The organism is Pseudoalteromonas sp. NGC95, assembly GCF_015864705.1.
GTDB lineage: Bacteria > Pseudomonadota > Gammaproteobacteria > Enterobacterales > Alteromonadaceae > Pseudoalteromonas > Pseudoalteromonas arctica.
On sequence record NZ_JADYWR010000002.1, the window covers coordinates 109,963 to 135,026 of the forward strand.

Sequence of the window (25,064 nt, forward strand, 5' to 3'; positions counted from 1 at the left end):
TTAACACGTTATCAGGAAAATAGAATGCGTAGACTCCCTCCAGTATTACTTGAAGATGGTTGTTCAAGAGAACTTTTATCATTAATTCGAACAATTTTAGCGGCATGTAAAGAAATTTCGTTTCGCGTTGGTCAAGGCGCGCTTTCTGGCGTATTGGGCTCAACCCTTGATGAAAACATTCAAGGTGAAACTCAAAAAAAGCTCGATGTATTATCTAATCAGCTGTTAAAAGATATTTTACTGGAATCAGGTACGGTTAAAGCAATCGCCTCTGAAGAAGAAGACTACACAGTAGCAGGTAACCCAGACGCTAAATTTATAGTGGCATTTGATCCACTCGATGGCTCGTCAAATACCGATATTAACTCACTTGTGGGTACTATATTTTCCATTATGGAAGCGCATGAAGGCTCAGACGCTGCTGATGAAAGCATTTTCATGCAGCCAGGCCACAAGCAAGTTGCAGCAGGTTACGTACTTTACGGCCCGTCAACAATGCTTGCGCTGACTACAGGTAAAGGCACGCGCATGTTTACCCTTGATAAAACACAAGGCAGCTTTTTACTTACACAAGATTTTGCCGAAATCCCTGCTGATACAAACGAATTTGCCATTAATACGTCTAACCAACGCCATTGGCAACCAGCTATGCAAAACTATATCAATGATTTGCTAGCAGGCGATACAGGCCCGCGCGCTAAAAACTTTAATATGCGCTGGATTGCAGCAATGGTGGGCGATGTGCATCGTGTACTTAGCCGTGGTGGTTTGTTTACTTACCCTACCGACACTAAAGATCCTAAAAAGCCAAATAAATTACGCCTACTTTACGAAGCAAATCCAATGGCTATGTTAGTAGAGCAAGCTGGCGGTATCGCATCAACCGGTACCGAGCGTATTATGGATATTCAGCCTGATGCAATCCACCAGCGTGTAGCCGTTATTTTAGGTTCTAAAAACGAAGTAGAAACGTGCTTGGGATATCATAAATAATCGCTTAAAACGATTGTCTTCAATTTAAAAAACCGCATTCAATTGAAGTGCGGTTTTTTTGTAGGTGAGCTTTTACACCTCGCTTTTTAAACACCAAAGCCACGTTACATGAGCGCGAAGTAAATTCGCACCTACAGGATTGCATATATTGTAGGTGAGGTTTTACACCTCGCCTTTTAAACAAATCAAATTTTTACTAACGCAACTATTTGCTCAATCTTTTGATGGTTAAGCTCCCCCATTTGCTCACTATTACTGAGTGCATAAATAAAACCTTCGTGCTCTGCACAATCAATGTCATCTCGCGATTCAATTACGTTTGCCCAAAGCTCTAAATCATCTAAGTCTATTTCGTTACTTAAACAGCGCTTAAGAACATCAATTAAAACCTCGGTTGAGAGAGTATAATGAGTTTTATTGCTATCAGCAGGGCTTGAAACGATAACCGATATAGCTTCGTCCCTTTGCTCACCAAATGTAATAAATTCAGCTAATGCTTTTTGTGTATTCATAATATTTGTTATTCTTGGCTCACTGTTACTAAAAAGAATTATAATGACTGAACTTAACTGCACTCAATGCCACAGTACTCTAACGTGTAATGTAGACGATATATCAGCGTGTTGGTGCAATGAGCTGCCGGCTATTTTACCGCTTGATATCACAGCAACAAGTTGTTTATGCCGCAAGTGCACGCTTAATAGAATAAATACTTTTTTAGAGGGTGTTTATACACAACCTATTAAAACCCAAATAGACTTTGCAAAACAATTTAGAGGTAACGACAATTTAATTGAAGGGCTCGACTACACCATGCAAAGTGGTTACATGATATTTAGTAAGTGGTTTTTTTTAAAGCGTGGTTCGTGCTGCAAAAATGGTTGTAAAAATTGCCCTTATGGTTTTAGAAAATAAAAACCATTTAATACAAATACGAGCAAACATTGGTTTTTACCTTCTCATTTTCTTCTCTTTCACTTCTCCTTGTGAATAATATTTTTAAGTACTGTTATTCACAAAGAGGTTTAGAGGCACTGCGCTTTTAGAATAAGCGATTGCATAAAAATAGTATTCAAATACGAGTAAGCACTGGTTTTTATCTTCTCATTTTCATCTCTTTCACTTCTCCTTGTGAGTAATATTTTAAATGCTGTTATTCACAAAGAGGTTTAGAGGCGCTGCGTTTTTAACGTGAGCAAGCTTTACATATCCAACACGTCTACTTTTCTCCCGTGGCGATGGGCAATGAATCACTTGCGCCCCACTCACTCCACGAGCCATCAAAAACACTTAAATTACTGTAACCACATTCAGTAGCAAATAACGCTAAAACACAGGCTGTAATACCTGAGCCACAGCTAAATTGTAGCTGCTGTGCATCCCCGACCACGTCATTAAATATCGCTTTAATTTCAGTAAGTGGTTTTGCTTCACCTTTATTAAGTAAATCCATAAAAGGTAACGAGCGACTATTTGGGATATGCCCGCTACGCATGCCTTTTCGGGGTTCACTTTCTTCGCCTGTAAAACGCTTATAAGCACGTGCATCTAGCAATGCAGTGCTGGGCTCATCGATTACGTCAACCACTTGTTGGCTATTAATAAAATACGCAGAGTTATAGTTTGCCGTAAAATCACCTTTACCTGACGCTTTGCTATAACCTTGTTGTGTGGCGTAATCGCTCTCTAACCACTTTTTAAGGCCACCACTGAGTACTTTAACATTGTGATGCCCCATAGCTTTAAACATCCACCACGCTCTTGCTGCGCTAAATAAACCGCCATCTTCGTATACAACTATAAACGAGTCGTTATTTACACCTGCATTTTGCATCACGTGGGTAAACTGCTGCTCGCTGCATACCATACTTGGTAAGGGATTTGATCTATCGGCCAATTCGTTTTTTATGTCAAAACGTTTAGCGCTAGGCAGCATTGCTTGAGGCGAATAAGCACCCAAAACACCTGGGCGCAGCATACCTGCATCAAATATCACTAATGCAGGGTCATTAAGTTGCGTTTGTAATTGCTGGCAGCTAATTAGGTTTTTCACTACGATTCCTTATCACCATGATACTTAGCAAACTCGTCATTACCCGTAAAACGCGCTTCAATCGCTTTAATGTGTTTATCTTCAGTGTGTTTCCAAACGCCAGGAATACAATATACATGTTCAATAAAGCTAAAAAACTTATCCTTTAATAATGTATTTGGTTGCCAGCCCTGCACTACTTCGTTCATATTCTCTGCTAGCTGCTCTGCAGTGCTTGCATGCTTTACCAAACCCTCAATGTTGTAACAGGCTTGTCCAAGAGTTAAAACTCGTTTATTGAGCAGCAATGCTTCTAAGCCGACCGTTGAATTAATCGTTAATACGGCTTCAGCGCACTTAATCAAATCACTTGTTTGATTTCCATTAGCAAAAATTGCAATCGGATCTTTTTCATAAAGATGAGCGTAATGTTTATGCCACGACGGATGCTCTTTAAAAACCACTTTTAAACTTGGATCGTTTAAGCTTTTGACCGCTTTAATCACCTCGTCGTAAAACATGTCCATAGAGTTTATCCACGGAGAAAAGCTAGCTAATTGAGTATCGTGAGGTACTTGAAAAGGCGCAAATATATAGCGTTCTGGCACATCGGCGCATTCAAATTCACAGCGCTTTTTATGATCAGCTCTTGGAATTAAATCCGGCGCACAAAAGTTTAGCTTATTTTGTGGGTCAAAATTTAGGTAAAAAGAAGGGTCACGGCTTAACGACGCATTATAGTTAATACCATTAGGGTCTAAACTGCTTGTACCGGGTAGTAAACCATTTTCATAATAAAACTGCTTAACACCTAATGCTTTTGCAGCCATAGCAACGGTCGTATTTGGAAGTTTATTGCCGTTCCAAATAACAATGCAGTCAGGATTAGTCTCGGTTAATAAGGCTAAATACTTAGCGTATCGTAATCGTTCAAATAAAACTAACCCAGCACTGTAAACAGCAGTAATAATAGGACTATTCCAGATAGCATTACGTGCTCTTTTGCGTTTTAGCTGAGAGTTAACTACATCAGTAAAATTAACTTGAAACGCATCTTTTAAATACTTAACAGCAGAAAGCTTAGGGGCTCCCATGATATGTAATTGGCAATCCATCGACAATTTTTTGATTATTTTTCTATAGTATTTTGCGTGTACATTTTTGCGAGAGATAAATAGGTAAGCCATACAAGCTATATTTGCCAATTATTGTTTTTATGAAATAATTCTAAGTGGACAATGACATCAAAGCAAGGTTCCCTTTACTTAATAATTACTTTAAAGCCTTTATGGCTACATTTTTATAATTTCACCACGAAGTGGTGCCATTCTAGAGAGAATATCGTTTTGCAAACTATGGCTAATGTTCTGCTCATTCATTGCATTTATAAGTAAATCAACCACATGATTAAAGTCTTTCTCTGTAATATGCATACCTGTATGGATTGCTACCATAGAGTCGCCATCGTATGTACATGGGCCTTCTACTAGCATGCACATATGAGTAATAAACCCTTGGCGAAAGTACGCTATATTGCTGTGTTCAAAGTAATGAATTATCTGCTCGTCATTACCTATTTGATAGATAAAGCTATCAACAATTCTGCCTATCCCCGCTTTACCATCGAGCTTTTGATAAAGCGATAATTGTGTTGAGCTAGCACAACTACAAAGCAATCCTACGCATACTATAAAAATACCAACGCTTTTCATTACCAATACCCTGTTACCGATAAATACCAACCTGTTTGATCGTCAGCTCCTGCAATGCTTCCTAAATCAAGGTAAGCCGCTGTCACACTTACGTGCTTATTAGGCATCCATGCTACAAATAAGTCTTTCCAATCTTGTTCGCCTAAGTTTAAGTTATTTGATTTTTGACGATACTCAACACCTACGGCGACTTCACGACTAAAAAATAGTGCTGTGCTGCCTTCAAATAGCACTTTACCACTACCATTTTCTCCACCGTAGCCAAGCAAACCAAGTTGATTAGCTTCGCTGTATCGTGTGGTTACGTTCCAAAACCAGTTATAACCAGCAATAGCCCCCAAATGTAACTTACTAGCAGCGAGGTAGTAGTCAGTGCCGCTAGTATCTTCTGCGCCTACAAGTGTTGCAATACTGCCATCATCCAGTGATTTATGCTGAATACCTAAGCTAAGTTGTGGCCAATCACTGTAAACAATATCGCCATATAAACGTATTTTAGCACCTGTAATTGACTGCTCTATTTCAGCATCAAGTGCTGGTACATCAAAGCGCTGTTGGGCATAACTGAGCTCAACGCGATTAAATAAATTAAGTTGTGCACCACATACGTCAAGTGTGTAGTCGGTTACATCTGCGCGGCTACAAAAGCCATTTACCGAAAATTCGTCATCACTTGCGTACCCAGCAAGTTGTGCCCACGGTACAATACCACCGCCGCCACTGCCTTCAATTTGAGAAACTCCCGGCGTAGCTAGCAGTTTTCCATTGCTTGCAATGCTCGGTACACTAATTATTAAAAACAAACTTGCTAATAAGTATTTAATTTTTTTCATAGTATTCCTCCAGCCATTCTTCTAATAGTTCTGCTTTTAAAGGCCTACTTAAGTAATAGCCTTGTGCATGGTCACACTGCATACCTCTAAGTAAATTTAATGAGCCAAGTGTTTCAACCCCCTCAGCTACAACCGAGAAACCTAGCTGATGCCCCAACGTAATTGATGATTGCACTATAAATTGATCTTTTTGCGATTCATCAAGTTTTAGGATAAAGCACTTATCTAGCTTAAGCTCATCAATCGGTAACATTTTTAATCGACCAAGTGATGTTTGCCCTACACCATAATCATCTAATGATATTTTAACGCCAATTGCCTTTAGGTTTTCGAGCGCTTTAATACCTTTTTCTTCGTTTTCGATCATATCGCGCTCAGTAAGCTCAATAGTGATCAGCTTAGGATCTACTTTGTACTTTTTAAGCGTACGAACTAATGCAGCATGAAAGCCCGGAAATGCTATGTCTTGCGCAGATACATTTATTGCAGCCTGTAAGTTTATATTTTTAAACTGCCAATCAGCTACTTGCGCTACAACCGTATTAACAACCCACCCTGTAAGTTCAACAATAAGGCCCGACTGCTCAGCCAAGTCAATAAACAGTTCAGGATTAACCCAGCTACCATCTTTTCGCTGCCAGCGAATAAGCGACTCAACTTTATCTATTTTTTGCGTTTTCATGTGTAATTTTGGCTGATAGGTCATAAATAGCTGACCATCATCATCACTAATAGCCTGCTTTAATTCATCAAGCATTATTAAGCGCTCTAAGTGCGCCTCGTCTTCACCATTTTGATAATAATGTATACTCTCTTGTGTGTTTGCAGCACTTTCAACAGCAATTAGCACGCGGCGCATTAAGTCATCACTTGCAATTCCTTGCGTAGGATACTGCACAATGCCCGCACTAAAGCGTAAGTTAATTTTTAGTTTTTGAATGGTGTAGCACGCTTGTAATTGTGCCATTAAGCCAACAATACCGCTTTTGTGTTCGCGCGCTGCCGCAGTCGGAAACACAGTTAAAAACTCATCGCCGCCAATACGAGCATGAAAGCCCCCTAACTCATCCGAAAACTCACTTATTCTGCAAGCAACCGCCTTTAGGCAGTCATCACCAATACGCGGACCGAGCTTATCGTTTATATGGCGAAGACCTTTTATGTCTATTGCAACGAGCGTATACTCGGCTGATGAATCTAACTCATCATCAAGCACCTCAAGCATGGCTGAGCGGTTATAAAAGCCTGTTAGGGAGTCGTGTCTGGCTTGAAAGCTAATTTGTTGCTCGCGCTGATTAATATCATTACCCATGCTATCAAACGCTGCGACTAGCGTGTCTATTTCGGTACTTTGCCTTCGCCCTTTAAATTCAAAAGCATAATTACCTTGTGCAAATTGCCTTGCTATTACAGCTAGTTGAGTAAGTGGCGTAGTTAAGTTATTTGCAAATATGCTGCTCGTAATAACACCTACAAACATAGTTAAAATAGCTAAAATAATAAGTGTAAAAAGAAGTTTTTCGAAGTCACTATAACTTTGTGTTAAATCGGCGCTCAGTAAAATAATTATAGGATGGGTCAACAACGATGGTAAATCTATATCTCGGTTACGATACACCAAATACTCACCAAAAAAACGCGATGTGGTTACGGTACTAAAATAACTAACAGGTTCAAATTGCTCAGGGCGATTAGCTAATGAACTAATAACAATATCGTCAGCGCTACCTATAAAGCTCACATCCATGCCTGTTAAGCTTTTTAGTTCATGGGCTACATTGTCATCAATTTTAAAACCCACCAAACTATAGGCCACTGTACGTGGCGCTCTTACGGGTAATAAAATAATTTGGTAAAGCTCGTTATTTAGCACCACAAAACTAGACTCTTCTGGCGCACTTAAAAGCTCTTCCATTAACGGCTTTAAGTTATGTGCAAAAGCGTCTTCGTCAGTATTGGCGGAAATTAGCCTACCCGATAAATCAAGTAGCAGCATTAATTCGGCATCAATACGTTGGCTATGATTAAACAACACACTGCTTATTGTCCCGGCATCCCGCGTTGCTACAGCTTGCTTAAAACCAAAGTCGGAGGTGAGTACTTTTGCTGCGGTTAGTAGTAGGCTTTCTTTTGATTTTAAATATTGCTTATAAACATTTTGCGCTACGGTAATGTCTTGATTTACTTTTTCTTCTTGAAACTTACTCGTAGACCACCAAAAACTAAACAAGCTGACCATAGTGGTTAATAACACTAAGCCAACACATAAAATGGTTATGCGATTTCGTAAACTATTAGTCATTACCAGCCTTAAACTTACTACCAAAGGTATTTCTAGGTGCTGGGGTCGATGTGTTTACTGTTATCTGTAACTGTTTTTGAGAATTAATTGTTATCATTTTTTTATTCTCCAATGGCGCTGTTTGTAAAGGGTGCCACACACTCACTTGTGCAGGCAGTATATTAATAGGCAAACTTACATAGCCTTTTTTATCTGTTTTATATACGGATTCACTACTCGCTACATAGATATAGCCAACCATAGAGTCATGAATATTACACCCTAAAACAACAACCCCCTGTTGCTCAAACGTAATGGGCTCTTTTGGTTGCCCTGAATATAATCTTAGTTGAAAAGGCTTAGCTTGTGAAAAAGAATAAACATGATGGCGAATATTATCGCTGTTAGGAAAGTTAACTTTTTGACCCTGTTGTACAACTAATAATTCGGGTAAAAACTGCTTATGGACTTGATCCATTATAGCAATGGGCAAATTTGATGGTGAGGCTTGTTTGTCAGCAATGTTAAGCTCAACCACTGCACCTGATAACTTTTGGCCGTGTTGATCTTCTATTACTAATTCAATATTCGCACTTAAAGCAAACTGACTAAAAAACAAACCTATAGCTAAAAAGTAATGACTTTTAGCAAACTTTTGCAATGCCCGCTCAAACATAACAACACCTAAATATTAATGTTAGGTTAAGTTAATTAGAGACGAGCACTAATTGCAAGAATTATAGCCCAGTAACTAAAAATAAAGACTTAGTTACTGGCTTTGTTAGCACTTAAGTGCTGCTATTTAACAATTAATCCGTAATCGTTATCTAAAATAGTAATTACTTCTTGGCGAGGATTCTCTGGGATCACAATATCTTTACCTACAATTTTGCTCGCTATGCCAACATAGGTATTTGACACTTCAAGCATTACTGATTCTGGTAAAATATAATCTTTTGCTAATTGCTCACGCTCACTCATGCGATCTTTATTTAATAATACGTCGCTCTCTGGCACATTATTAATAAGTAATTGGCGAAAACCTTCTTTAGAATTTTCAACAATTTTACCATTTTTGTATGCAGCTTCATCCCAAATACGTGACGAATCAGGCGTGCCTACTTCATCAATATATATAAGCTGTTGCGCGCCATTTAAATCCTCTACATAACCAAACTCAAATTTTGTATCTACAAAAATTTGGTTAAGCTTCGCTAGCTCATCACTAATTAATTTAAAACCTTCAACTAACAGTTTTTCGTATTTGGTTACGTCATCTGCCGATTTAAAGTTAAATACATCTAAGTTATTAGTAATGTTAGCGCGAGTAATATTTACATCATCAACTGGCGGAATATCAGCAACGCCTTCAATAATACCTTTTGTTGATGGCGTAATTAAAACGTTATCAAGCTTTTGGTTCGCTTTTAAACCTTCTGGCAAGTCAATACCACAAAAGTTACGTATGCCTTTAGCGTAGTCACGCCACATGCTACCCGTAATATATTGGCGAGCAATTGCCTCTACTTTTACGGTACTGGCTTTGCGTACAATCCACACATACGGATGCGGAATATCAACAATATGATTACCCGCAAGACCTGCTTTATCAAATAACTTAAACCAATGGGCTGCCACTGAGTTTAACGCTATACCTTTACCTGGTACGCCATTTAAGCCATTTTCACCTTGCCAAATGCAATCAAATGCAGAAATTCGGTCTGAAATAACCATAATCGCAAGCTCAGTACCTGTCGGTACTTGGTAGCCTTTGTCTTTAATTAATCGTGCGCTGTCTTCATCAGTTAACCAATAAACCGAACGAACTTTACCGCTGTGTACTTCACCTTTGGTACGAATGGGTAAATCATCGTTTACGTCTAAAACTTTATAGCTAGTCATGCTATCTCCGGGGTTAGGGATGCTCTTTGAGCAAAGTATGGTATGGGGTTATATGGATTGTATAATAATCTAGCCGACCTCAAAGCTCAATCGGATGCTTAAAACAAATAAAGGCATATATTTATAAGCGAGTCGCAATGGGGTAAACTTAATGTGCCAACCAGCCTGAGGAGATAGCTTGAACTACTTAACTGCCACTAAAAATAAAAAATACTTGATGTATATCTCTCAAAATTATTCGTACGCTATCTTGAGGCCTATTCAGGCTGCAGTACTAGCTAATGGTGGCGAAGTGCGCTGGTTTTTAGCGGGTAACGAAGTAAACCCCGATTTTTTAACCACAAACGAGCAGCGTTTACATACCATAAAAGATGTTAAAAGCTGGGCTCCAAACATTACATTTATACCGGGCAATATAATTCCTAATTTTATTCCTGGTAAAAAAGTGGCTGTATTTCACGGGTTCAATTCAGGAAAATTAAATCGGAAAGGGCAAGAGGATCACTTTAACATTCGTGGTTGTTACGATTTATATTGTACGCAAGGTCCAAATACAACAACCCGATTTAAAGAGCTAGCTAAGCAGCATGGTTTCTTTAAAGTAACTGAAACTGGCTGGCCAACGCTCGATCCACTTTTTAGTAATACTTCAAATAATCCTTATGTAAGTGACGACTCTCGCCCTACTTTACTTATATGCTCTACCTTCTCACGAAAGCTATCACTTGCTCCTAAATTATATGAGCAAATAAAACATTTTAGTGAACAAGGTAAGTGGCGTATTTTGATGCAATTTCATCCTAAAATGCCTGCTGAATGGGTTAATAAATACAAAGCGCTGAGTAACGAAAACCTAACATTTATTGAAACAGATAACGTCTTGCCGTTATTGCAAGCTGCTGATGTTATGCTGTGCGATACATCGTCAGTTCTTTTAATGTTTTTACTACTGCGTAAACCGGTAGTCACGTTTTGTAATCAAAAGCCACTTCCTCATTTACTTGATATTACCGACGCTGATGAAGTAGAAGCCGCTATTGAACATGCGCTTACTAAACCTAGTGATTTAATGCAAAATATTGAAAGCTATTGCCAGGAACTTCATCCATACACCGATGGCCAATCTAGCCAGCGCGTATTAAATGCAGCTAATGAATTTTTACAAAGTAACGATAAACTAAAACCCAAGCCACTAAATATAATAAGACAGCTAAAAATGCGCAAAGATCTAAACTACTGGGGTTGGTAACAAGATAATGATCAACCTAAAAAACGTAACTTTTAAGTGGCATAAAAGCGATAGCTCACCCACGCTCAACATAAAAGAGTTAGTTATAGAAAAAGGTGAGCATATTTTTTTACACGGTCCTAGTGGCTCAGGTAAATCGACATTGTTAGCGATTCTTGCTGGCATTAATACAGCCACCAGCGGGGAGGTATCAATTTTAGACCAAAACCTAACTACATTAAGCAATACTACCCGTGATGTTTTTAGAGCGGATCACATTGGCTACATTTTTCAAAACTTTAACCTGCTTCCTTATTTAACTCCTATTGAAAATATAACGCTTGGGTGTGAGTTTTCAAAAAGCCGAAAACAAAAAATATTAAAACAATCATCAAATAAAAACTCTGCCTTACAAAAAGAAGCGATGCGGTTATTAAATGCTTTAGGCCTTACTGCGCAGTATCACCATAAAGATGTAGCGACATTGAGTATTGGACAGCAACAGCGCGTTGCTGCAGCTCGCGCATTTATAGGCAGCCCTGAATTAATAATTGCTGATGAGCCCACATCTGCACTCGATACAAATAACCGTGAGAGCTTTATAAAGCTACTGTTTGAACAAGCAAAGTTATCTAATAGTACATTGGTATTTGTGAGCCACGATGAAACACTAAAGCCTTTATTTGACCGCTCCATTGACCTTATAAGCTTGCAGGAACAAGTATGATTCTCGCTAAACTTGCTTACAAAAGCTTATTAAACCGCCGCGCAAGTGTACTGCTTACATTATTTACTATCGCAATTAGTGTAATGTTACTTTTAAGTATTGAGCGAGTACGAATTGATGCTAAAAGTAGTTTTAGTAATACTATTTCGGGCACTGATTTAATTGTTGGTGCGCGTACCGGCGACATACAGTTGCTGCTTTCGTCAGTATTTAGAATTGGCCATACTAATAACGGCGTAAGCTGGAAAAGTTATGAATACATAACAAGTCAGCGAGGCGTAAAATGGAGCATACCTATAAGCCTAGGCGACAGCCATAAAGGCCAAGCGGTACTAGGCACAACACTTGATTACTTTAGCCATTATCGCTTTGCAAAAAAACAAAATTTAACCTTTAACAAAGGCTACCCTTTTGTTGCAATTAACGAAGTGGTGCTAGGTAGTGAAGTTGCAAATAAACTAGGCTACAAACTTAACGACTCTATTGTTATATCGCACGGCATGGGGAACACCAGTTTTCATCATCATGACGATAACCCATTTAAAGTCGTCGGCATTTTAAACCCAACAGGCACGCCAGTTGATAAAACGCTGCATATTCCTTTGGCTGCAATCGATTTAATTCACGGCGGTAAAGCGAGCCTTGAGCATGAGCATGACGAACATAACAACCTAGTCGGTCACCCAAAGCAAATTACAGCATTTTTAATGGGATTTAACTCGCCTTTGTACACATTACAAATTAGGCGCAATATAAATCAATATAAGCCAGAAGCCCTGCTTGGTATTATGCCAACCGTAACACTTAAAGAGTTATGGGAAATGCTCGCCATAGTAGAAAAAATACTGTTGCTATTCTCAGCTGTTGTCGTGTTAGTAAGCCTACTTGGCATGTTAACGACATTGCTCGCAAACCTGAGTCAGCGACGTCGCGAACTTGCTATATTGCGCTCGGTAGGCGCTCGCCCTTGGCATTTATTTACACTTATAAGTATTGAGTCACTACTGACAACTTTACTTGGTTGCCTAGTAGGTAGTGCGCTTTATTACTTAGTTATTTTTTCAGCCGGCGGTTACTTACAAAGCCATGCCGGTATAAGCGTAAATATCACAATGCTCTCTTACTATGAACTGGGCTTAATCGGGGTTATTATGGCCGCAGGTTTTATTATTGGCTTAATACCCGCTACTCGCGCTTATTTTTATTCACTCAGCGATGGCATGAGTATAAAAGCATAATTTTTAGGTATTTTATGACATTTTTTAAAACAGCTTTTCAATACATTGCTGCTATTAGCTTATTATTTATAAGCGTAGCGAGTTATGCTAATCCACCAAAAGAAATTTTTTGGGAAGACTTAATTCCCAAAGGTCATATGCAAATAGACACTCAAGCACAAGCTAATCACGAAGGCAGCGATCAAAACTGGGTGCAACCCGATTTAGATGCTCCAGTGGTAAAAGCGCTTGATGGTCAATCGGTAAGTTTGCCAGGTTTTGTTGTGCCACTTGAGGGCGATAGCGAAGTCATTACTGAGTTTTTACTCGTGCCTTATTTTGGCGCCTGTATACACGTACCACCACCACCGCCAAATCAAATAGTCCATGTAACAATTAAAGGTGGAGTACCAATAGATAGCCTATACGACGCAATTGTTGTAACTGGAATAATAAGTACTGAAACATGGTCGGGCGAAATAGCGCAGGTAGGATATAAAATGAAAGCGGTCGGTGTAGCACCGTTCGAGCTTTAAAATAAAGGGCCAGTTTTTAAAGCTGGCCCTTAAATATCATTAAATTTAGAATCGATAAAATTCAAATAACTAGATAACTACTTTTGGCAATTTGAGCAAAAAATAGTACTGCGCTGCCCCAATCTAATTTCTTCCAATTCGTTTTCACACGTCATACATGGCTTGCCTTTGCGCCCATATACTAATAACTCTTGAGCAAAATACCCAGGCTTACCATCACTTTGTGCAAAGTCTTTAAGCGTTGTACCACCTTGCATAATGGCCGCAGCAAGCGTGTCTTTTATAATAGGGATAAGTGCTTGATAACGTTTGAGCGATACTTTTCCCGCTTCTCGCTTTGGATGTATACCCGCTTTAAATAACGATTCATTCGCGTAAATATTACCAACACCAACCACCACTGCGTTATCCATAATAAATTGCTTTACGGGTACTTTTTTATTGCGCGACTGTTCGTACACGCGTTTAGCAAAAAAATCATCGGTAAGCGGCTCAGGGCCTAGCTTAGAGAGTAGCTTATGCACTTCACCTGGCTCTTGCCATAAGCAGCAACCAAAGCGACGAGGATCGTTTAAGCGCAGTGCTTTACCGTTGCCAAAAATAAACTCTACGTGGTCATGCTTTTTAAGCGGCTCACTTTTATCTACAACACGTAAATTACCTGACATACCCAAATGTAAAATAGTGCTCCCAAGCTCACAGTGTAAAAGTAAGTATTTAGCTCGTCGTTCAATACTAGTAACAATTAGCCCTTCAAGTTGATACACGTCATCTGGCACTGGCCAGCGCATACTGGCATTATAAATATTTACCTTTGTAACAACTTGGTTTTGTACGTGGGGAGTGATGCCCATTCGGCTCACTTCTACCTCTGGTAATTCAGGCATTAATTAGACTCACTTTGTGAAAAATCAAAACTAGGAAATAACTGCTGAGCAGTTTTTAAATCGAGTGCGAGTATTCGTTGGCTACTCTTTTCGAGTAAGTAATATTGCCCATCGCCTTTATAAAGCAAATAAACCCAAGGTAAACTCTCGCCAGCCAACTCAAATGTAGCAACATATAAAGGCGCATTAGGATTAAAAACAACAGATTCGTTAACGCCCATTAACTGCGCGCTTTGCCATTGGTTAATTAAATCACTAAGTTGCTGCTCAGATGCTTGCCACACAAGCGGTATGTCTTTTTGTAGTGGGGTTGTACGCCAGCTTGTTCCTATTCGCTCAATTTTTTGATCAACAAATTGCAGTGTCAGTACAAAACTTTGCTGGGGGAGTACGGCTTGTAATGTTGGTTTATCCTCCCCTCCCAAAAGTTGCTTATGCCAGCCATTTAAGAAGAAGATCATAATCAACATCGAAAATATTATAACGTTGTTCCAACCTTTACGGCCCAGTCGCATATTAATACACCTAGTAAATTCAAGATTTTAAAGTGTAACTAAAACTTAATTGCGCTGTCTATATGTTAAAGGCCGCAGACTTTGTTAGAATATCGGCAAATTTAAAGGAGTTCCGTCAATGTCTATGTATGTAGTGGGCCATAAAATCCCAGATTCAGATTCTATTTGTGGTGCAATTGCACTGGCTTATTTAAAAAACCAAATCGATGAGCCTGCAATTCCAACTCGTCTTGGTGAAATTTCACCTGAAACTCAATTTATCCTTGATAAATTTGGCTTCGAAGCACCAGAGCTTAAATTAAGCTACGCGGGTGAAGATGTGTATATTGTAGATCACACAGAAAAAACACAAGCACCCGATGATATCGACCAAGCTCGCGTTGTTGGCGTGGTAGATCACCACAAATTAGGTGACTTAACATCATCTACTCCGCTTGAATGCTGGATTCGTCCTGTTGGTTGTTCAAACACCATTATTAAAATGATGTACGACTTCTACAGCGTAGAAATCCCTAAAGACATCGCGGGTATTATGATGTGTGCAATTTTAAGCGACACAGTCATATTTAAATCACCAACATGTACCACTGCCGATATTAAATGTGTTGAAGCGCTAGCTGAAATTGCAGGCGTAGAAGATTTTAAAGAACTGGGTATGGATATGTTCCGTGTTAAATCTGCGGTAGAAGACACACCAGCACGTGATTTAGTAATGCGTGACTTTAAAGATTTCAACATGAACGGTAACCTAGTAGGCATTGGCCAACTAGAAGTAATCGACCTTGCTGTTTTTGACGACATTAAAGCAGACCTTGCAGCCGATATTGCTAAGCTAAAAGTTGAGGGTAATCGCCACTCTGTATTTTTACTGCTTACCGATATAATGAAAGAAGGCTCAGAAATGCTAATTGTATCTGACGATGCAAACTTAGTTGAGCAGGCTTACGGTGTAAAACCAGAGAATGATAAAGTATGGTTAGATGGCGTACTAAGCCGTAAAAAGCAAGTAGTACCACCACTACAAGATGCATTCACAAAAATCTAATTGTGTTTTCATTTATTGATTTAAAAACCTTGTTGGTTATGCCAACGAGGTTTTTTTTATATCAATTCACTAATCATATTTTTAAAAACAAAAAACCCAGCCTAAGCTGGGTTTTTAAATTCTAAAAGAACTAAAATTACTTAATTTTAGCTTCTTTAAAAAGAACATGTTTACGAATCTTTGGATCAAACTTTTTGATTTCCATCTTCTCAGGCATGTTACGTTTGTTTTTGTCAGTAGTGTAGAAAAAACCAGTACCGGCAGTTGAAACTAAACGGATTTTATCGCGCATGATTCAGATCCTTAAACTTTAACGCCGCGAGCACGGATTTCTGTAAGAACCGTGTCGATGCCTTTTTTATCGATAATACGCATACCTTTAGTAGTAGTGCGTAATGTTACAAAACGTTTTTCACTTTCAACCCAAAAACGGTGTGTTTGTAGGTTAGGTAGGAAACGACGTCTAGTCGCGTTTCTCGCGTGTGAACGGTGATTACCAACCGCAGGACGCTTACCTGTAACTTGACATACTTTAGACATGTCTATATATCTCCAATAACTTCGCTCGAGCTTAATTTAATCTAAGGCCGTGTATTTCCGCCCTAGAGATAAATCGAAGGGCGCTCTTTATACAGCTTTTACAGGCAAAGATCAAACACTGATCTATCCAATCAGCTCATATATGTAAATTTGATAGCGGCTAATTATAAAGATCGAATGCCCTTAGGGAAAGTAAAAACTGCATTTAAATTAAACTAATTTGCCAAAACACGTTAAACAGCTCATTTTTAACACACTTCTGTATCTAACAAAGCTAAATCAGGCCTCGCTCGGCAAACGAAACACACGTTTCTCCACCAACAATGATGTGATCGAGCACACTTATGTCGACCAATTGCAGTGCTTGCTGCAATTTATTAGTAATAAGTTTGTCTGCTTGGCTCGGTTCTGCAATACCACTTGGATGATTATGCGCAAAAATAACAGCGGCTGCATTATTTTTAAGGGCAGCCTTTACCACTTCACGCGGATAAACGCTGGCAGAATTAATTGTGCCATAAAAAAGTATTTCATCTTTTACTAATCTATTTTGGCTATCTAGGTATAACACCATAAATACTTCTTGTTGCAAGCCTCGCATTTGAATTGTTAGGTAATCGTAAACTGAGTTTGGCGAATTAAACACGGCGTCTCGTTGGCAACGCTCCTGCATATAACGTTGGCTTAGCTCTAACACAGCTTGTAGCTGAACATACTTAGCGGTCCCTAACCCCTTTTGGGAGCAAAACTCCTCAATGCTGGCATTAAACAAATTATGAAGTGTTTTATTCTCGTTTAATAAATGCTGAGCCAACTCAATTACATTCATTCCCGGTAACCCTGTTCGTAAAAATATGGCAAGAAGCTCTGCGTCAGTCAGCGCCTTAGCCCCCTTTGCTATGAGCTTTTCACGAGGTCGAAGTGAGTTTGGTAGTGAAGTAAGTTGCATTATTCATCCTTGAGAGGCGAAAGTGTCTTATAAATGTAATGCAAATTTGAAATTTAGCCTGTTATTTCGAATTAAAAAACTTCGCTGTATGGGTAAAGATTTGTTATTTTAAGCCCAATATTTAATAAAAACTGATGAACATCCATGACTAACTTAACAAACAAAAAAATTGTACTAGGTATTACCGGCGGTATTGCAGCTTATAAATGTGCAGAACTCGTTAGGCGATTAAAAGACTCTGGTTGTGAAGTAAAAGTAGTTATGACTGAATCAGCTAAACACTTTATTACACCACTGACCATGCAAGCCGTTAGTGGGGAAACAGTCTCTGACTCATTACTAGACCCTTCTGCTGAAGCTTCAATGGGGCATATTGAATTTGCAAAATGGGCTGACTTAATTTTAGTTGCTCCAGCGACGTGTAATATTATTGCTAAAATGGCAGCCGGCATTGCTGACGACCTACTAACGACGTTACTGCTAGCAACGCCTGCAAAAGTCGCAGTTGCACCAGCCATGAACCAGCAAATGTATGCACACGCAGCAACACAAGCTAATTTAGCCACATTAAAAGCACGTAACGTACTTATTTGGGGCCCGGGTAAAGGTGAGCAAGCGTGTGGTGATATAGGCGCTGGACGCATGTTAGAGCCTCATGAGCTAGTTGCGCTATGTATAGCAAAAGAGCAACCGCAATTACTTGCAGGAAAAACAATTACAATAACAGCAGGCCCAACGCGTGAGCCTCTCGACCCGGTACGTTTTATATCAAATCACAGCTCTGGAAAAATGGGCTATGCACTGGCAGAAGCCGCGTTGCAACTCGGTGCTAAGGTTAATTTAATTTCGGGTCCGGTCACTATAAAAGCCCCTACTGGCGTAAACCTTATCAATATAGAAAGCGCTGAGGAGCTATTAACTGAGTCACTTACCTATGCACCACAATCAGATGCTTTTATAGGTTGCGCTGCTGTTGCGGATTATCGAGCTGCAAACATTGCGACTCAAAAAATGAAAAAGCAAGGCGACGAACTCACTCTTACTTTAACTAAAAACCCTGACGTAATTGCAGCTATTGCCAACCTTACACAAAACCGCCCCTATACGGTTGGATTTGCTGCCGAAACTCAAAATGTAGAAAGCTATGCTAAAGGTAAACTAAAGAATAAAAATCTAGATATGATTTGCGCTAATGACGTATCAAAAAGTGGCTTAGGGTTTAATTCCGATCATAATGCTTTAACACTATACTGGCATAACGAACAACTAGAATTACCAACTACAAGTAAAATAGAAATAGCTCGCAAGGTGATCGAACAGCTGGCCAAACATCTATAAAAGGCTGGAAACAAACTGAATAAAACATTAACATACGCCAATCATTTGAACAAAAAATGACTAGGGTTCTTAACTGCGCCACTAAGAATAACTAATAAAAAGGAATGTTCATGCCTGCGACAAAAAGAAGTAATCGCAAAGAGCAAATACTGCAAGCACTCGCACAAATGTTAGAAACTAATTTAGGACAACGTATCACCACAGCAAAACTAGCTGCTGAGGTGGGTGTGTCTGAAGCCGCGCTATACCGTCACTTTCCGAGCAAAGCGCGTATGTTTGAGGGCTTAATTGAGTTTATTGAAGATACCCTTTTATCTCGTATAAATATTATTATTGAAAACGAAAAAGAAAGCCAAACGCGCATTTATAACATTCTATTATTACTTCTAACCTTTGCTGAAAAAAATCCAGGCATTACTCGTATTTTAACTGGCGATGCTCTGCAAGGTGAGCAGGAACGTTTACGCGAGCGGGTACAAAGCTTGTTTGAAAAATTAGAAACTCAGTTTAAACAAGTACTTCGTGAGCGTAAATTACGTGAAGGTAAAAACTTTCAAAGTGATGAGCTTACACTTGCAAACTTTTTACTTGCCTACGTTGAAGGCAAAATGAATCAGTTTGTACGTAGCGACTTTAAAGCAAAGCCAAGTGTTCAATTTGAAAAACAATGGCTTGAGCTACAAAAAATTTGGCTGTAATTACTGCTAAATTAATAAATTAAATACCAAAAAACGACCTGCGGGTCGTTTTGTCGTATGTAGCTGCCATTTAACTGATCCGCTCGAATTATGAACCAAACTCGTTACAATGAAACAATGTCATAATACGAGAATCAATAATGAAAACAAAACTCACCTTATTAAGCACGGCACTCGTTGCCAGCTTAACTAGCACCGGCATACACGCCAAAGAATCGCTACAATTTAAAGACGTTTTTAGTTTTAAATCAGCTAAAAGCACGCAACTATCTGACAATGGTCAAGTACTCACTTTTAGTGCAACGCCGTATCGTGGAAATGCAACTGGCCAAGTTTACTCACTACAAAGCAATACTCTCATCGCAGAAGTAGAGCGCGGCACTAAACCTCATATTAATAAAGCCGCTAACTGGGTCGCTTTTACACAAGTACCTACCTTACTTGAAAAAGAAACAACCAAAAAAAAAGACACACTTAAAAACAATCTGGTACTCGTAAACACACAATCAGGTGCCCAACAAAGCTTTGCTGATGTAAAAAATTACACGTTATCTGATGACGGTATGTGGCTGGCTTATCGTTTAAATAAAAAAGACGATGACGCAAAAGTAGAAGATAAAACCGATAGCACTAAAAACGAAGAAGACAACGCTATCACGCCCGATAAAAAAGATAAGAGCTATGCGCTTGTTATCGTAAATTTATCTGATAAACGCACCCATACAATAGAAAACGTATTTAGCTACGCTGTTAACTCAGCTAACAGCCAGCTATTAGTGAGTCAAAGTTACAGCGATGGTAATAACAACCAAATAGCGTTAATTGAGCTAAGTGACTTTAATAGCAGCGTATTAATTGATGAACCGGGCGTAATCGCAAATAAAATAGCGTGGCACCCAACTGACAATATTGCAGCGTTTACATTAGGTAATTATGTAAATGATGACACGCGCCGTCGAAGCTACAGTTTACAGCTATATAAAAACGATAAACTTTCAACAATAGCCTCACCTGATAAAACCTGGGTTTTAGGTAAAACAGCCACCCTTGAATGGTCAGAAAATGGCGAGCGCTTATATTTTGAAAACCATCCAAAATTAGCAGCTAAAGTAAAAGCCAAAGAATATACCGACGAAGCCTCATTGTACGACTTTGATACCATACGTGAACATAAAGGTTTAGATGTATGGCACAACAACGATGCGCAAATAAAACCGCGTGAAGAACAGCAATGGAACGAAGTTAATAAAAACCGCCATTACAGCGCGGTATATCACGTTAACTCGCAAAAAGTGGTACAGCTAAGTACCACTAATATGCCTGAGGTTGCACTAAACCCTCAGCGAGATGTATCTTTACTTGGCTCATCTAACATCCCCTACCTAGAAAAAATAATGTACGGCGGTTTTTTTGCTGATTACTTTGCAGTAAATATAAACACCGGTAAACAAACTCCAATTATTAGTAACTATCCGTTTAGACCAAGCCTTGCACCAAATGGTGAATTTGCAGCTTATTTTAACGACAGCCAAATACAGTTAAAAGATTTAAAAAATAATAAAGTAACACCGCTTACAAAAGCGATTCAGGCAACCTTTGCTGATGATAAACACGACTACCCTTCGACTCAACCTGGTTATGGTTTTGCTGGTTGGATGACCGATAGCAGCCAAGTGCTTGCTTATAGTAAATACGATATTTGGGCATTTGACGTAAAAACGCAGCAAGCTAAACGCCTAACTAATGGTAAGCAAAGCAATACGCAGTACCGTGTTATTAAGCTTGATAAAACCCAAGTGGGCTTTAAAAAAGGCGATACATTACTTGTCTCTGCTATTAACTTACAAACTAAACAAAGCGAAGTTGCAAAGCTCGACTTAACCACTAACACACTAACTAAGGTGCTTAGCGGTAATAAACGCTTTGATATGGTTAAAAAAGCCAAAAAGGCTGACAAGTACTTATTTACCTCGCAAACTTATAGCCAATTTCCTGATTACTACCAAACTGATTTTAGCTTTAGCGCACCAAAACAAGTGACCACGCTAAACCCACAAATTAGTAATTTTGCGTGGGGAGAAAAGCCAGAACTGATAAGCTATAAAGGTTTTGATGGCGAAGATTTACAAGGCGTCCTAATAAAACCAGCGGGATATAAAAAAGGCGATAAAGTACCTGTGGTTGTGTATTTTTATCGTTACATGAGTCAGCGCATGTTTGATTTTCCAAAAATGGAATTAAACCATCGCCCTAACTTCCCTATGTTTACCTCAAACGGTTATGCGGTATTTTTACCTGATATTCGTTTTGAAATAGGTCACCCTGGTAAATCGTCAACGCAAACCATGATAAACGCCACCCAAAAATTAATAGATTTAGGCATAGCCGACCCAGATAAAATAGGCTTACAAGGTCACTCTTGGGCAGGTTATCAAAGTGCGTTTATGATAACCCAAACAGATATGTTTAAAGCGGTTGTATCTGGCGCTCCAGTATCAAACATGACAAGTGCTTACAGTGGCATACGTTTAAAATCGGGCCTTGCTCGTCAATTTCAATACGAAACAGGACAAAGCCGTATTGGCAAAAACTTATTTGAAGCACCAGAACTTTATATAGAAAACTCACCAGTATTTTTTGCAGACAAAGTTAATACGCCTATCTTAATAATGTCTGGCGACAAAGACGATGCAGTACCTTGGCATGAGAGCGTGCAGTACTACTTAGCTCTGCGCCGTGCAGGAAAAGATGCTACATTTTTACAATACGAAGGTGAACCACACCACTTGAAAAAGTTTCCTAATCAGGTCGATTTTTCAGTACGTATGATGCAGTACTTTGATCATTACTTAAAAGGCAAACCAGCTGCAAAGTGGATGACACAAGGCGAAGCATTCGTTGAAGAGTAAATAACCCACACAAAAAAGCCGATATTACATAAAACAATATCGGCTTTTTTGTTTTTAAAATTTGTATTTCTTATACCAATTCGCTTAATTAAATAAGCTATTTTGAGGCTGGAAAAACGTGTTGATAGCTAGGCAAAAAATTTGCTATTTAGTTGTTCTAAATGAGAGTTTTTTAACGCAGGTAGCGACACGTTTAGCCCCGCAAAATGATTAAGTATTATTGCGGATTGGTATTAAGCTACAAACACAATTCTCTAAATGGCAATGTGGCTGCGCCAATTGATACCGGAAAATTATCAATATTAGAAACCACCAGCTTTGGCATAGGGCGTTTAGCGCCACGTCTAAATTGTGCATAAACCTCAGTTCGTGCAATAACTTTTTCAGCCAACTCTTTTGGAATATGGCCACCAATAATAATCGCTTCAGCATCTAATAATGCAGAGCAACAGGTTGCCACTAAATCAAATGAGTCTTGAACTTTAAACAGCCACTCTTCAACGCCAGGCCAATCGGGGTCAAAGTTGTCATGCAGGTCGTAAATTGAAGTAACCGCTACGCCATTTTTTTTCAAAATACGTTTTAGTAATTCAAGATTAGGGTGGGCATATAATTTAGGCGGTAGCATGTCGCCAAGCTCACCTGCGTTTCCGTATGTACCGCGCAGTACCTCGCCATTATTTACAATACCACCACCAAATGCAGCCGACACAAACATATAAACAAAGTTTTTATATTCACGACCAATACCAGCAACACCTTCACCTGCGGCTGCGCCTGTAGCATCGTTAACAACCCAAGTTGGGAGCTGAAAATGCTGCGACACAATATCGATAATATCAACCTGCGACCACTCTTCTAGCATATGGTGGGTATTCATTTTCCCATCCATTGAGCTAAAAAAGCCAGAGATACCCACGCCCATTCCCAGTACTTTTTCACTTGGAATGTCACGCTCAGCGCTTATTTCTTCTACCAGCTTTTGTGCACATTTAAGCACATTATTAATGCTCATATCCGACATTAGCTGCATATGGGTGTAAACCACCTTTCCCGTAAAATCCATTACAGCAAGCGAAATAGCATCAAGTAAAATAGCTAAGCCAAAGGTAAATCCGTAATCGGGGTTAAGGGCAATGCCAAACCCCGGCTTACCTTTTTTATTGGGAATAAGCGTATCGCTTTGTACAATTACACCGTGCTGGGTTAACGACTTAAGTAAACGCGACACAGTTTGCTGTGGAATACGAGTTGCGCTCACAATATGACTTTGAGTTACGCACTTTTCCCAAAACACCACTTTTATAATATCGCGCTCAATATCTTGAAATAGCTTTTCGCCTTTTCCAAGCTCAAAACCAGAGCGTAATAAGTTACTGTTGTTTAACGAAAACATAGGTATTAACCCTAACAAAATTGGAGCACAAGATTACGTGAAACCATTATAAAGAACAAGTGGGCAAACTGCGCCTACTCAATCACTATCACTCTAAAATCGTTCACATTTGTGTTAGTTGGCCCAGTAATAATTAAATCATCAATTGCTTTAAAAAACTGATGGCTATTATGTCCTTCTAATTGCGCTTGAAGGCTCTCTCCTGCGCTCTGTGCCCGTGTAACCGTTGTGCTATTTATGTAAGCACCCGCTACATCTTTACTACCATCTACACCATCTGTATCACAAGCAAGTGCGTAAATACCCGCTTCGCCATTAAGTGCCTCAGCCAACGCCATTAAGTATTCCTGATTGGGCCCGCCATCGCCATAAACATCAGCAACGGTTACTGTAAGCTCGCCACCTGAGAACAACATAACGCGCTTGCCTTGGGCTTTTTGCTCAAGAGCGATAGCCGCATGTTGCTTTGCAACTTCTTTAGCCTCGCCTTGAATATCATACCCTAGTACCTGGGTTTCCCAACCTTGATGTTGTGCAACACTTATAGCGCTATCAATAGCATGCTGTGCATTTGCAACAATAAAGTACTCACCCACGGTATCAGCAACTCGTTCTTGCTCTGGTTTTAATAAATGCGCTTCAACCTCTGCAATTACCGGCCAATTGTACTTTTGTAAAATAGCCAGTGCATCGGCTTTAGTACTGCCATCGCTAATGGTAGGGCCCGATGCTATATCACTTGGTTTGTCCCCTACTACATCTGAAATAATGAGCGTAACGTAATCCGACTTAGCGGCCTGCGCTAACTTACCGCCTTTAACAAGTGACAACTGCTTACGTACTACATTTATTTCATCAACGCTTGCACCACTTCTAAGTAAAAACTGATTAAGCTTTTGCTTTTGTGAAAAAGGCACATCATCAACAGGTAGGCACATCAACGACGAACCGCCCCCTGAAATAATAAACAAAATAGGAATATCAGCTGGATTATTTCTTACAAGCTCCAATAACTCTTTGCCAGCAGCTAAGCTGTTATCGTCTGGTGTTGGGTGGTTTGCACTAAGCACTTTAATTCGCCCAGTATCGCCGCTACTTTCGTAGCCATAACGCGTTACCACTGCGCCAAAACATTTATCACCATAAAAGCGATTAACTTCGGCGGCCATTTCAGCGGCGGCTTTACCCGCCCCCACTACACATAAACCTTTGCTTGCATCTATATTTTCTAAATACTTACTCATGCAAGCACTCGGTTTACAGGCATTTACCGCAGTGGTAAATAAATCAATTAAAAACGACTTTTTAGAATCCATTAGTCACAGC

General features: G+C 39.4%; 25 protein-coding genes. 10 read left to right on the top strand and 15 right to left on the bottom strand.

Annotated features, from left to right (window positions below):
* Positions 1–24 precede the first annotated feature (24 nt).
* Complete coding sequence (locus I6E70_RS02840) at positions 25–993, top strand: class 1 fructose-bisphosphatase (protein ID WP_197187988.1); 969 nt, start codon at positions 25–27, stop codon at positions 991–993.
* A 185-nt stretch (positions 994–1,178) separates the two neighbouring features.
* Here I6E70_RS02840 and I6E70_RS02845 read toward each other — a convergent pair whose 3' ends face one another.
* Positions 1,179–1,505 carry a hypothetical protein gene (locus I6E70_RS02845; protein WP_169060639.1) on the bottom strand — a complete coding sequence of 109 codons (327 nt, stop codon included), beginning with the start codon at positions 1,503–1,505 and terminating at the stop codon, positions 1,179–1,181.
* A gap of 43 nt (positions 1,506–1,548) precedes the next feature.
* Between I6E70_RS02845 and I6E70_RS02850 the strand changes: the two genes are divergently transcribed.
* Positions 1,549–1,908, top strand: a complete 360-nt coding sequence (locus I6E70_RS02850; RefSeq protein ID WP_169044315.1) for a DUF5522 domain-containing protein — start codon at positions 1,549–1,551, stop codon at positions 1,906–1,908.
* 304 nt (positions 1,909–2,212) lie between these two features.
* On the opposite strand, the gene I6E70_RS02855 is transcribed toward I6E70_RS02850, so the two are convergent.
* The 7 genes from I6E70_RS02855 to I6E70_RS02885 all read right to left on the bottom strand — a co-directional run bounded on the left by I6E70_RS02855 (position 2,213) and on the right by I6E70_RS02885 (position 9,753).
* Complete coding sequence (locus tag I6E70_RS02855; protein ID WP_197187989.1) at positions 2,213–3,046, bottom strand: sulfurtransferase; 834 nt, start codon at positions 3,044–3,046, stop codon at positions 2,213–2,215.
* The gene (locus I6E70_RS02860) at positions 3,046–4,140 is read right to left on the bottom strand and encodes a capsular polysaccharide export protein, LipB/KpsS family (protein WP_007581963.1); all 1,095 of its coding nucleotides are present in this window, start codon (positions 4,138–4,140) and stop codon (positions 3,046–3,048) included. Before I6E70_RS02860 ends, I6E70_RS02855 begins: the two co-directional genes overlap by 1 nt.
* Positions 4,141–4,317: 177 nt before the next feature.
* Entirely contained in the window at positions 4,318–4,737 is a 420-nt protein-coding gene (locus I6E70_RS02865; protein ID WP_007581961.1) for a group I truncated hemoglobin, read from the bottom strand.
* Positions 4,737–5,570, bottom strand: coding sequence for a DUF3034 family protein (locus tag I6E70_RS02870; RefSeq protein ID WP_007581959.1), 834 nt, complete (start codon positions 5,568–5,570; stop codon positions 4,737–4,739). Before I6E70_RS02870 ends, I6E70_RS02865 begins: the two co-directional genes overlap by 1 nt.
* Positions 5,557–7,872 (bottom strand): bifunctional diguanylate cyclase/phosphodiesterase, encoded by a 2,316-nt coding sequence (locus I6E70_RS02875; protein ID WP_007581956.1) that lies wholly within the window; start codon positions 7,870–7,872, stop codon positions 5,557–5,559. Before I6E70_RS02875 ends, I6E70_RS02870 begins: the two co-directional genes overlap by 14 nt.
* Positions 7,865–8,527 (bottom strand): methylamine utilization protein, encoded by a 663-nt coding sequence (locus I6E70_RS02880; protein ID WP_197187990.1) that lies wholly within the window; start codon positions 8,525–8,527, stop codon positions 7,865–7,867. The genes I6E70_RS02875 and I6E70_RS02880 overlap by 8 nt, the downstream gene beginning before the upstream one ends.
* A gap of 122 nt (positions 8,528–8,649) precedes the next feature.
* The gene (locus I6E70_RS02885; RefSeq protein WP_010553317.1) at positions 8,650–9,753 is read right to left on the bottom strand and encodes a phosphoribosylaminoimidazolesuccinocarboxamide synthase; all 1,104 of its coding nucleotides are present in this window, start codon (positions 9,751–9,753) and stop codon (positions 8,650–8,652) included.
* A 178-nt stretch (positions 9,754–9,931) separates the two neighbouring features.
* Between I6E70_RS02885 and I6E70_RS02890 the strand changes: the two genes are divergently transcribed.
* The 4 genes from I6E70_RS02890 to I6E70_RS02905 are packed head-to-tail and all read left to right on the top strand — an operon-like array spanning position 9,932 to position 13,461.
* On the top strand, positions 9,932–11,002 hold the full coding sequence (locus I6E70_RS02890) for a CDP-glycerol glycerophosphotransferase family protein (RefSeq protein ID WP_197187991.1): 1,071 nt from the start codon (positions 9,932–9,934) through the stop codon (positions 11,000–11,002).
* A 7-nt stretch (positions 11,003–11,009) separates the two neighbouring features.
* Positions 11,010–11,708: an ABC transporter ATP-binding protein gene (locus I6E70_RS02895; protein WP_024590649.1), complete on the top strand. Its 699-nt coding sequence runs from the start codon at positions 11,010–11,012 to the stop codon at positions 11,706–11,708.
* Positions 11,705–12,946, top strand: coding sequence for an ABC transporter permease (locus I6E70_RS02900; protein WP_197187992.1), 1,242 nt, complete (start codon positions 11,705–11,707; stop codon positions 12,944–12,946). The genes I6E70_RS02895 and I6E70_RS02900 overlap by 4 nt, the downstream gene beginning before the upstream one ends.
* 14 nt (positions 12,947–12,960) lie before the next feature.
* Positions 12,961–13,461, top strand: coding sequence for a DUF3299 domain-containing protein (locus I6E70_RS02905; protein WP_004335523.1), 501 nt, complete (start codon positions 12,961–12,963; stop codon positions 13,459–13,461).
* A 77-nt stretch (positions 13,462–13,538) separates the two neighbouring features.
* On the opposite strand, the gene mutM is transcribed toward I6E70_RS02905, so the two are convergent.
* Positions 13,539–14,348 (bottom strand): bifunctional DNA-formamidopyrimidine glycosylase/DNA-(apurinic or apyrimidinic site) lyase, encoded by an 810-nt coding sequence (gene mutM, locus I6E70_RS02910; RefSeq protein WP_007581941.1) that lies wholly within the window; start codon positions 14,346–14,348, stop codon positions 13,539–13,541.
* Positions 14,348–14,863: a hypothetical protein gene (locus tag I6E70_RS02915; RefSeq protein WP_007581940.1), complete on the bottom strand. Its 516-nt coding sequence runs from the start codon at positions 14,861–14,863 to the stop codon at positions 14,348–14,350. The genes mutM and I6E70_RS02915 overlap by 1 nt, the downstream gene beginning before the upstream one ends.
* Positions 14,864–14,981: 118 nt before the next feature.
* Here I6E70_RS02915 and I6E70_RS02920 point away from each other — a divergent pair, with 118 nt between their 5' ends.
* Positions 14,982–15,908, top strand: coding sequence for a manganese-dependent inorganic pyrophosphatase (locus I6E70_RS02920; RefSeq protein WP_007581938.1), 927 nt, complete (start codon positions 14,982–14,984; stop codon positions 15,906–15,908).
* Positions 15,909–16,044: 136 nt separating this feature from the next.
* On the opposite strand, the gene rpmG is transcribed toward I6E70_RS02920, so the two are convergent.
* The 3 genes from rpmG to radC form a co-directional block, all read right to left on the bottom strand.
* Positions 16,045–16,200, bottom strand: coding sequence for a 50S ribosomal protein L33 (gene rpmG, locus I6E70_RS02925; RefSeq protein ID WP_004335545.1), 156 nt, complete (start codon positions 16,198–16,200; stop codon positions 16,045–16,047).
* 11 nt (positions 16,201–16,211) lie between these two features.
* Positions 16,212–16,448 (bottom strand): 50S ribosomal protein L28, encoded by a 237-nt coding sequence (gene rpmB / locus I6E70_RS02930; protein WP_004335549.1) that lies wholly within the window; start codon positions 16,446–16,448, stop codon positions 16,212–16,214.
* Positions 16,449–16,722: 274 nt separating this feature from the next.
* A complete protein-coding gene (gene radC, locus I6E70_RS02935) occupies positions 16,723–17,397 on the bottom strand; it encodes a RadC family protein (protein ID WP_007581936.1) in 675 nt (224 codons plus the stop codon).
* 144 nt (positions 17,398–17,541) lie between these two features.
* Here radC and coaBC point away from each other — a divergent pair, with 144 nt between their 5' ends.
* The 3 genes from coaBC (at position 17,542) to I6E70_RS02950 (ending at position 22,342) form a co-directional block, all read left to right on the top strand.
* On the top strand, positions 17,542–18,735 hold the full coding sequence (coaBC, locus tag I6E70_RS02940) for a bifunctional phosphopantothenoylcysteine decarboxylase/phosphopantothenate--cysteine ligase CoaBC (protein ID WP_197187993.1): 1,194 nt from the start codon (positions 17,542–17,544) through the stop codon (positions 18,733–18,735).
* A 110-nt stretch (positions 18,736–18,845) separates the two neighbouring features.
* A complete protein-coding gene (slmA, locus tag I6E70_RS02945; protein WP_007581932.1) occupies positions 18,846–19,433 on the top strand; it encodes a nucleoid occlusion factor SlmA in 588 nt (195 codons plus the stop codon).
* 140 nt (positions 19,434–19,573) lie between these two features.
* Positions 19,574–22,342, top strand: coding sequence for a S9 family peptidase (locus I6E70_RS02950; RefSeq protein WP_197187994.1), 2,769 nt, complete (start codon positions 19,574–19,576; stop codon positions 22,340–22,342).
* 238 nt (positions 22,343–22,580) lie between these two features.
* Here the strand turns inward: I6E70_RS02950 and I6E70_RS02955 are convergent, their stop codons facing one another.
* Together I6E70_RS02955 and I6E70_RS02960 are read right to left on the bottom strand one after the other, a co-directional pair.
* Positions 22,581–23,738, bottom strand: a complete 1,158-nt coding sequence (locus I6E70_RS02955) for an ROK family transcriptional regulator (protein WP_197187995.1) — start codon at positions 23,736–23,738, stop codon at positions 22,581–22,583.
* A 74-nt stretch (positions 23,739–23,812) separates the two neighbouring features.
* The gene (locus I6E70_RS02960; protein WP_197160348.1) at positions 23,813–25,054 is read right to left on the bottom strand and encodes a glycerate kinase type-2 family protein; all 1,242 of its coding nucleotides are present in this window, start codon (positions 25,052–25,054) and stop codon (positions 23,813–23,815) included.
* Between the last annotated feature and the right edge of the window lie 10 nt (positions 25,055–25,064).

Bases quoted from the DNA above. Each gene is read 5' to 3' on its own strand.
- I6E70_RS02850 (WP_169044315.1), top strand. From the start codon at position 1,549: ATGACTGAACTTAACTGCACTCAATGCCACAGTACTCTAACGTGTAAT.
- mutM (WP_007581941.1), bottom strand. From the start codon at position 14,348: ATGCCTGAATTACCAGAGGTAGAAGTGAGCCGAATGGGCATCACTCCC.
- radC (WP_007581936.1), bottom strand. From the start codon at position 17,397: ATGCAACTTACTTCACTACCAAACTCACTTCGACCTCGTGAAAAGCTC.
- I6E70_RS02865 (WP_007581961.1), bottom strand. From the start codon at position 4,737: ATGAAAAGCGTTGGTATTTTTATAGTATGCGTAGGATTGCTTTGTAGT.
- rpmG (WP_004335545.1), bottom strand. From the start codon at position 16,200: ATGCGCGATAAAATCCGTTTAGTTTCAACTGCCGGTACTGGTTTTTTC.
- I6E70_RS02955 (WP_197187995.1), bottom strand. From the start codon at position 23,738: ATGTTTTCGTTAAACAACAGTAACTTATTACGCTCTGGTTTTGAGCTT.
- I6E70_RS02895 (WP_024590649.1), top strand. From the start codon at position 11,010: ATGATCAACCTAAAAAACGTAACTTTTAAGTGGCATAAAAGCGATAGC.
- I6E70_RS02900 (WP_197187992.1), top strand. From the start codon at position 11,705: ATGATTCTCGCTAAACTTGCTTACAAAAGCTTATTAAACCGCCGCGCA.
- rpmB (WP_004335549.1), bottom strand. From the start codon at position 16,448: ATGTCTAAAGTATGTCAAGTTACAGGTAAGCGTCCTGCGGTTGGTAAT.
- I6E70_RS02950 (WP_197187994.1), top strand. From the start codon at position 19,574: ATGAAAACAAAACTCACCTTATTAAGCACGGCACTCGTTGCCAGCTTA.
- slmA (WP_007581932.1), top strand. From the start codon at position 18,846: ATGCCTGCGACAAAAAGAAGTAATCGCAAAGAGCAAATACTGCAAGCA.
- I6E70_RS02860 (WP_007581963.1), bottom strand. From the start codon at position 4,140: ATGGATTGCCAATTACATATCATGGGAGCCCCTAAGCTTTCTGCTGTT.
- I6E70_RS02905 (WP_004335523.1), top strand. From the start codon at position 12,961: ATGACATTTTTTAAAACAGCTTTTCAATACATTGCTGCTATTAGCTTA.
- I6E70_RS02885 (WP_010553317.1), bottom strand. From the start codon at position 9,753: ATGACTAGCTATAAAGTTTTAGACGTAAACGATGATTTACCCATTCGT.
- I6E70_RS02875 (WP_007581956.1), bottom strand. From the start codon at position 7,872: ATGACTAATAGTTTACGAAATCGCATAACCATTTTATGTGTTGGCTTA.
- I6E70_RS02840 (WP_197187988.1), top strand. From the start codon at position 25: ATGCGTAGACTCCCTCCAGTATTACTTGAAGATGGTTGTTCAAGAGAA.
- I6E70_RS02920 (WP_007581938.1), top strand. From the start codon at position 14,982: ATGTCTATGTATGTAGTGGGCCATAAAATCCCAGATTCAGATTCTATT.
- I6E70_RS02880 (WP_197187990.1), bottom strand. From the start codon at position 8,527: ATGTTTGAGCGGGCATTGCAAAAGTTTGCTAAAAGTCATTACTTTTTA.
- I6E70_RS02960 (WP_197160348.1), bottom strand. From the start codon at position 25,054: ATGGATTCTAAAAAGTCGTTTTTAATTGATTTATTTACCACTGCGGTA.
- I6E70_RS02845 (WP_169060639.1), bottom strand. From the start codon at position 1,505: ATGAATACACAAAAAGCATTAGCTGAATTTATTACATTTGGTGAGCAA.
- coaBC (WP_197187993.1), top strand. From the start codon at position 17,542: ATGACTAACTTAACAAACAAAAAAATTGTACTAGGTATTACCGGCGGT.
- I6E70_RS02915 (WP_007581940.1), bottom strand. From the start codon at position 14,863: ATGCGACTGGGCCGTAAAGGTTGGAACAACGTTATAATATTTTCGATG.
- I6E70_RS02870 (WP_007581959.1), bottom strand. From the start codon at position 5,570: ATGAAAAAAATTAAATACTTATTAGCAAGTTTGTTTTTAATAATTAGT.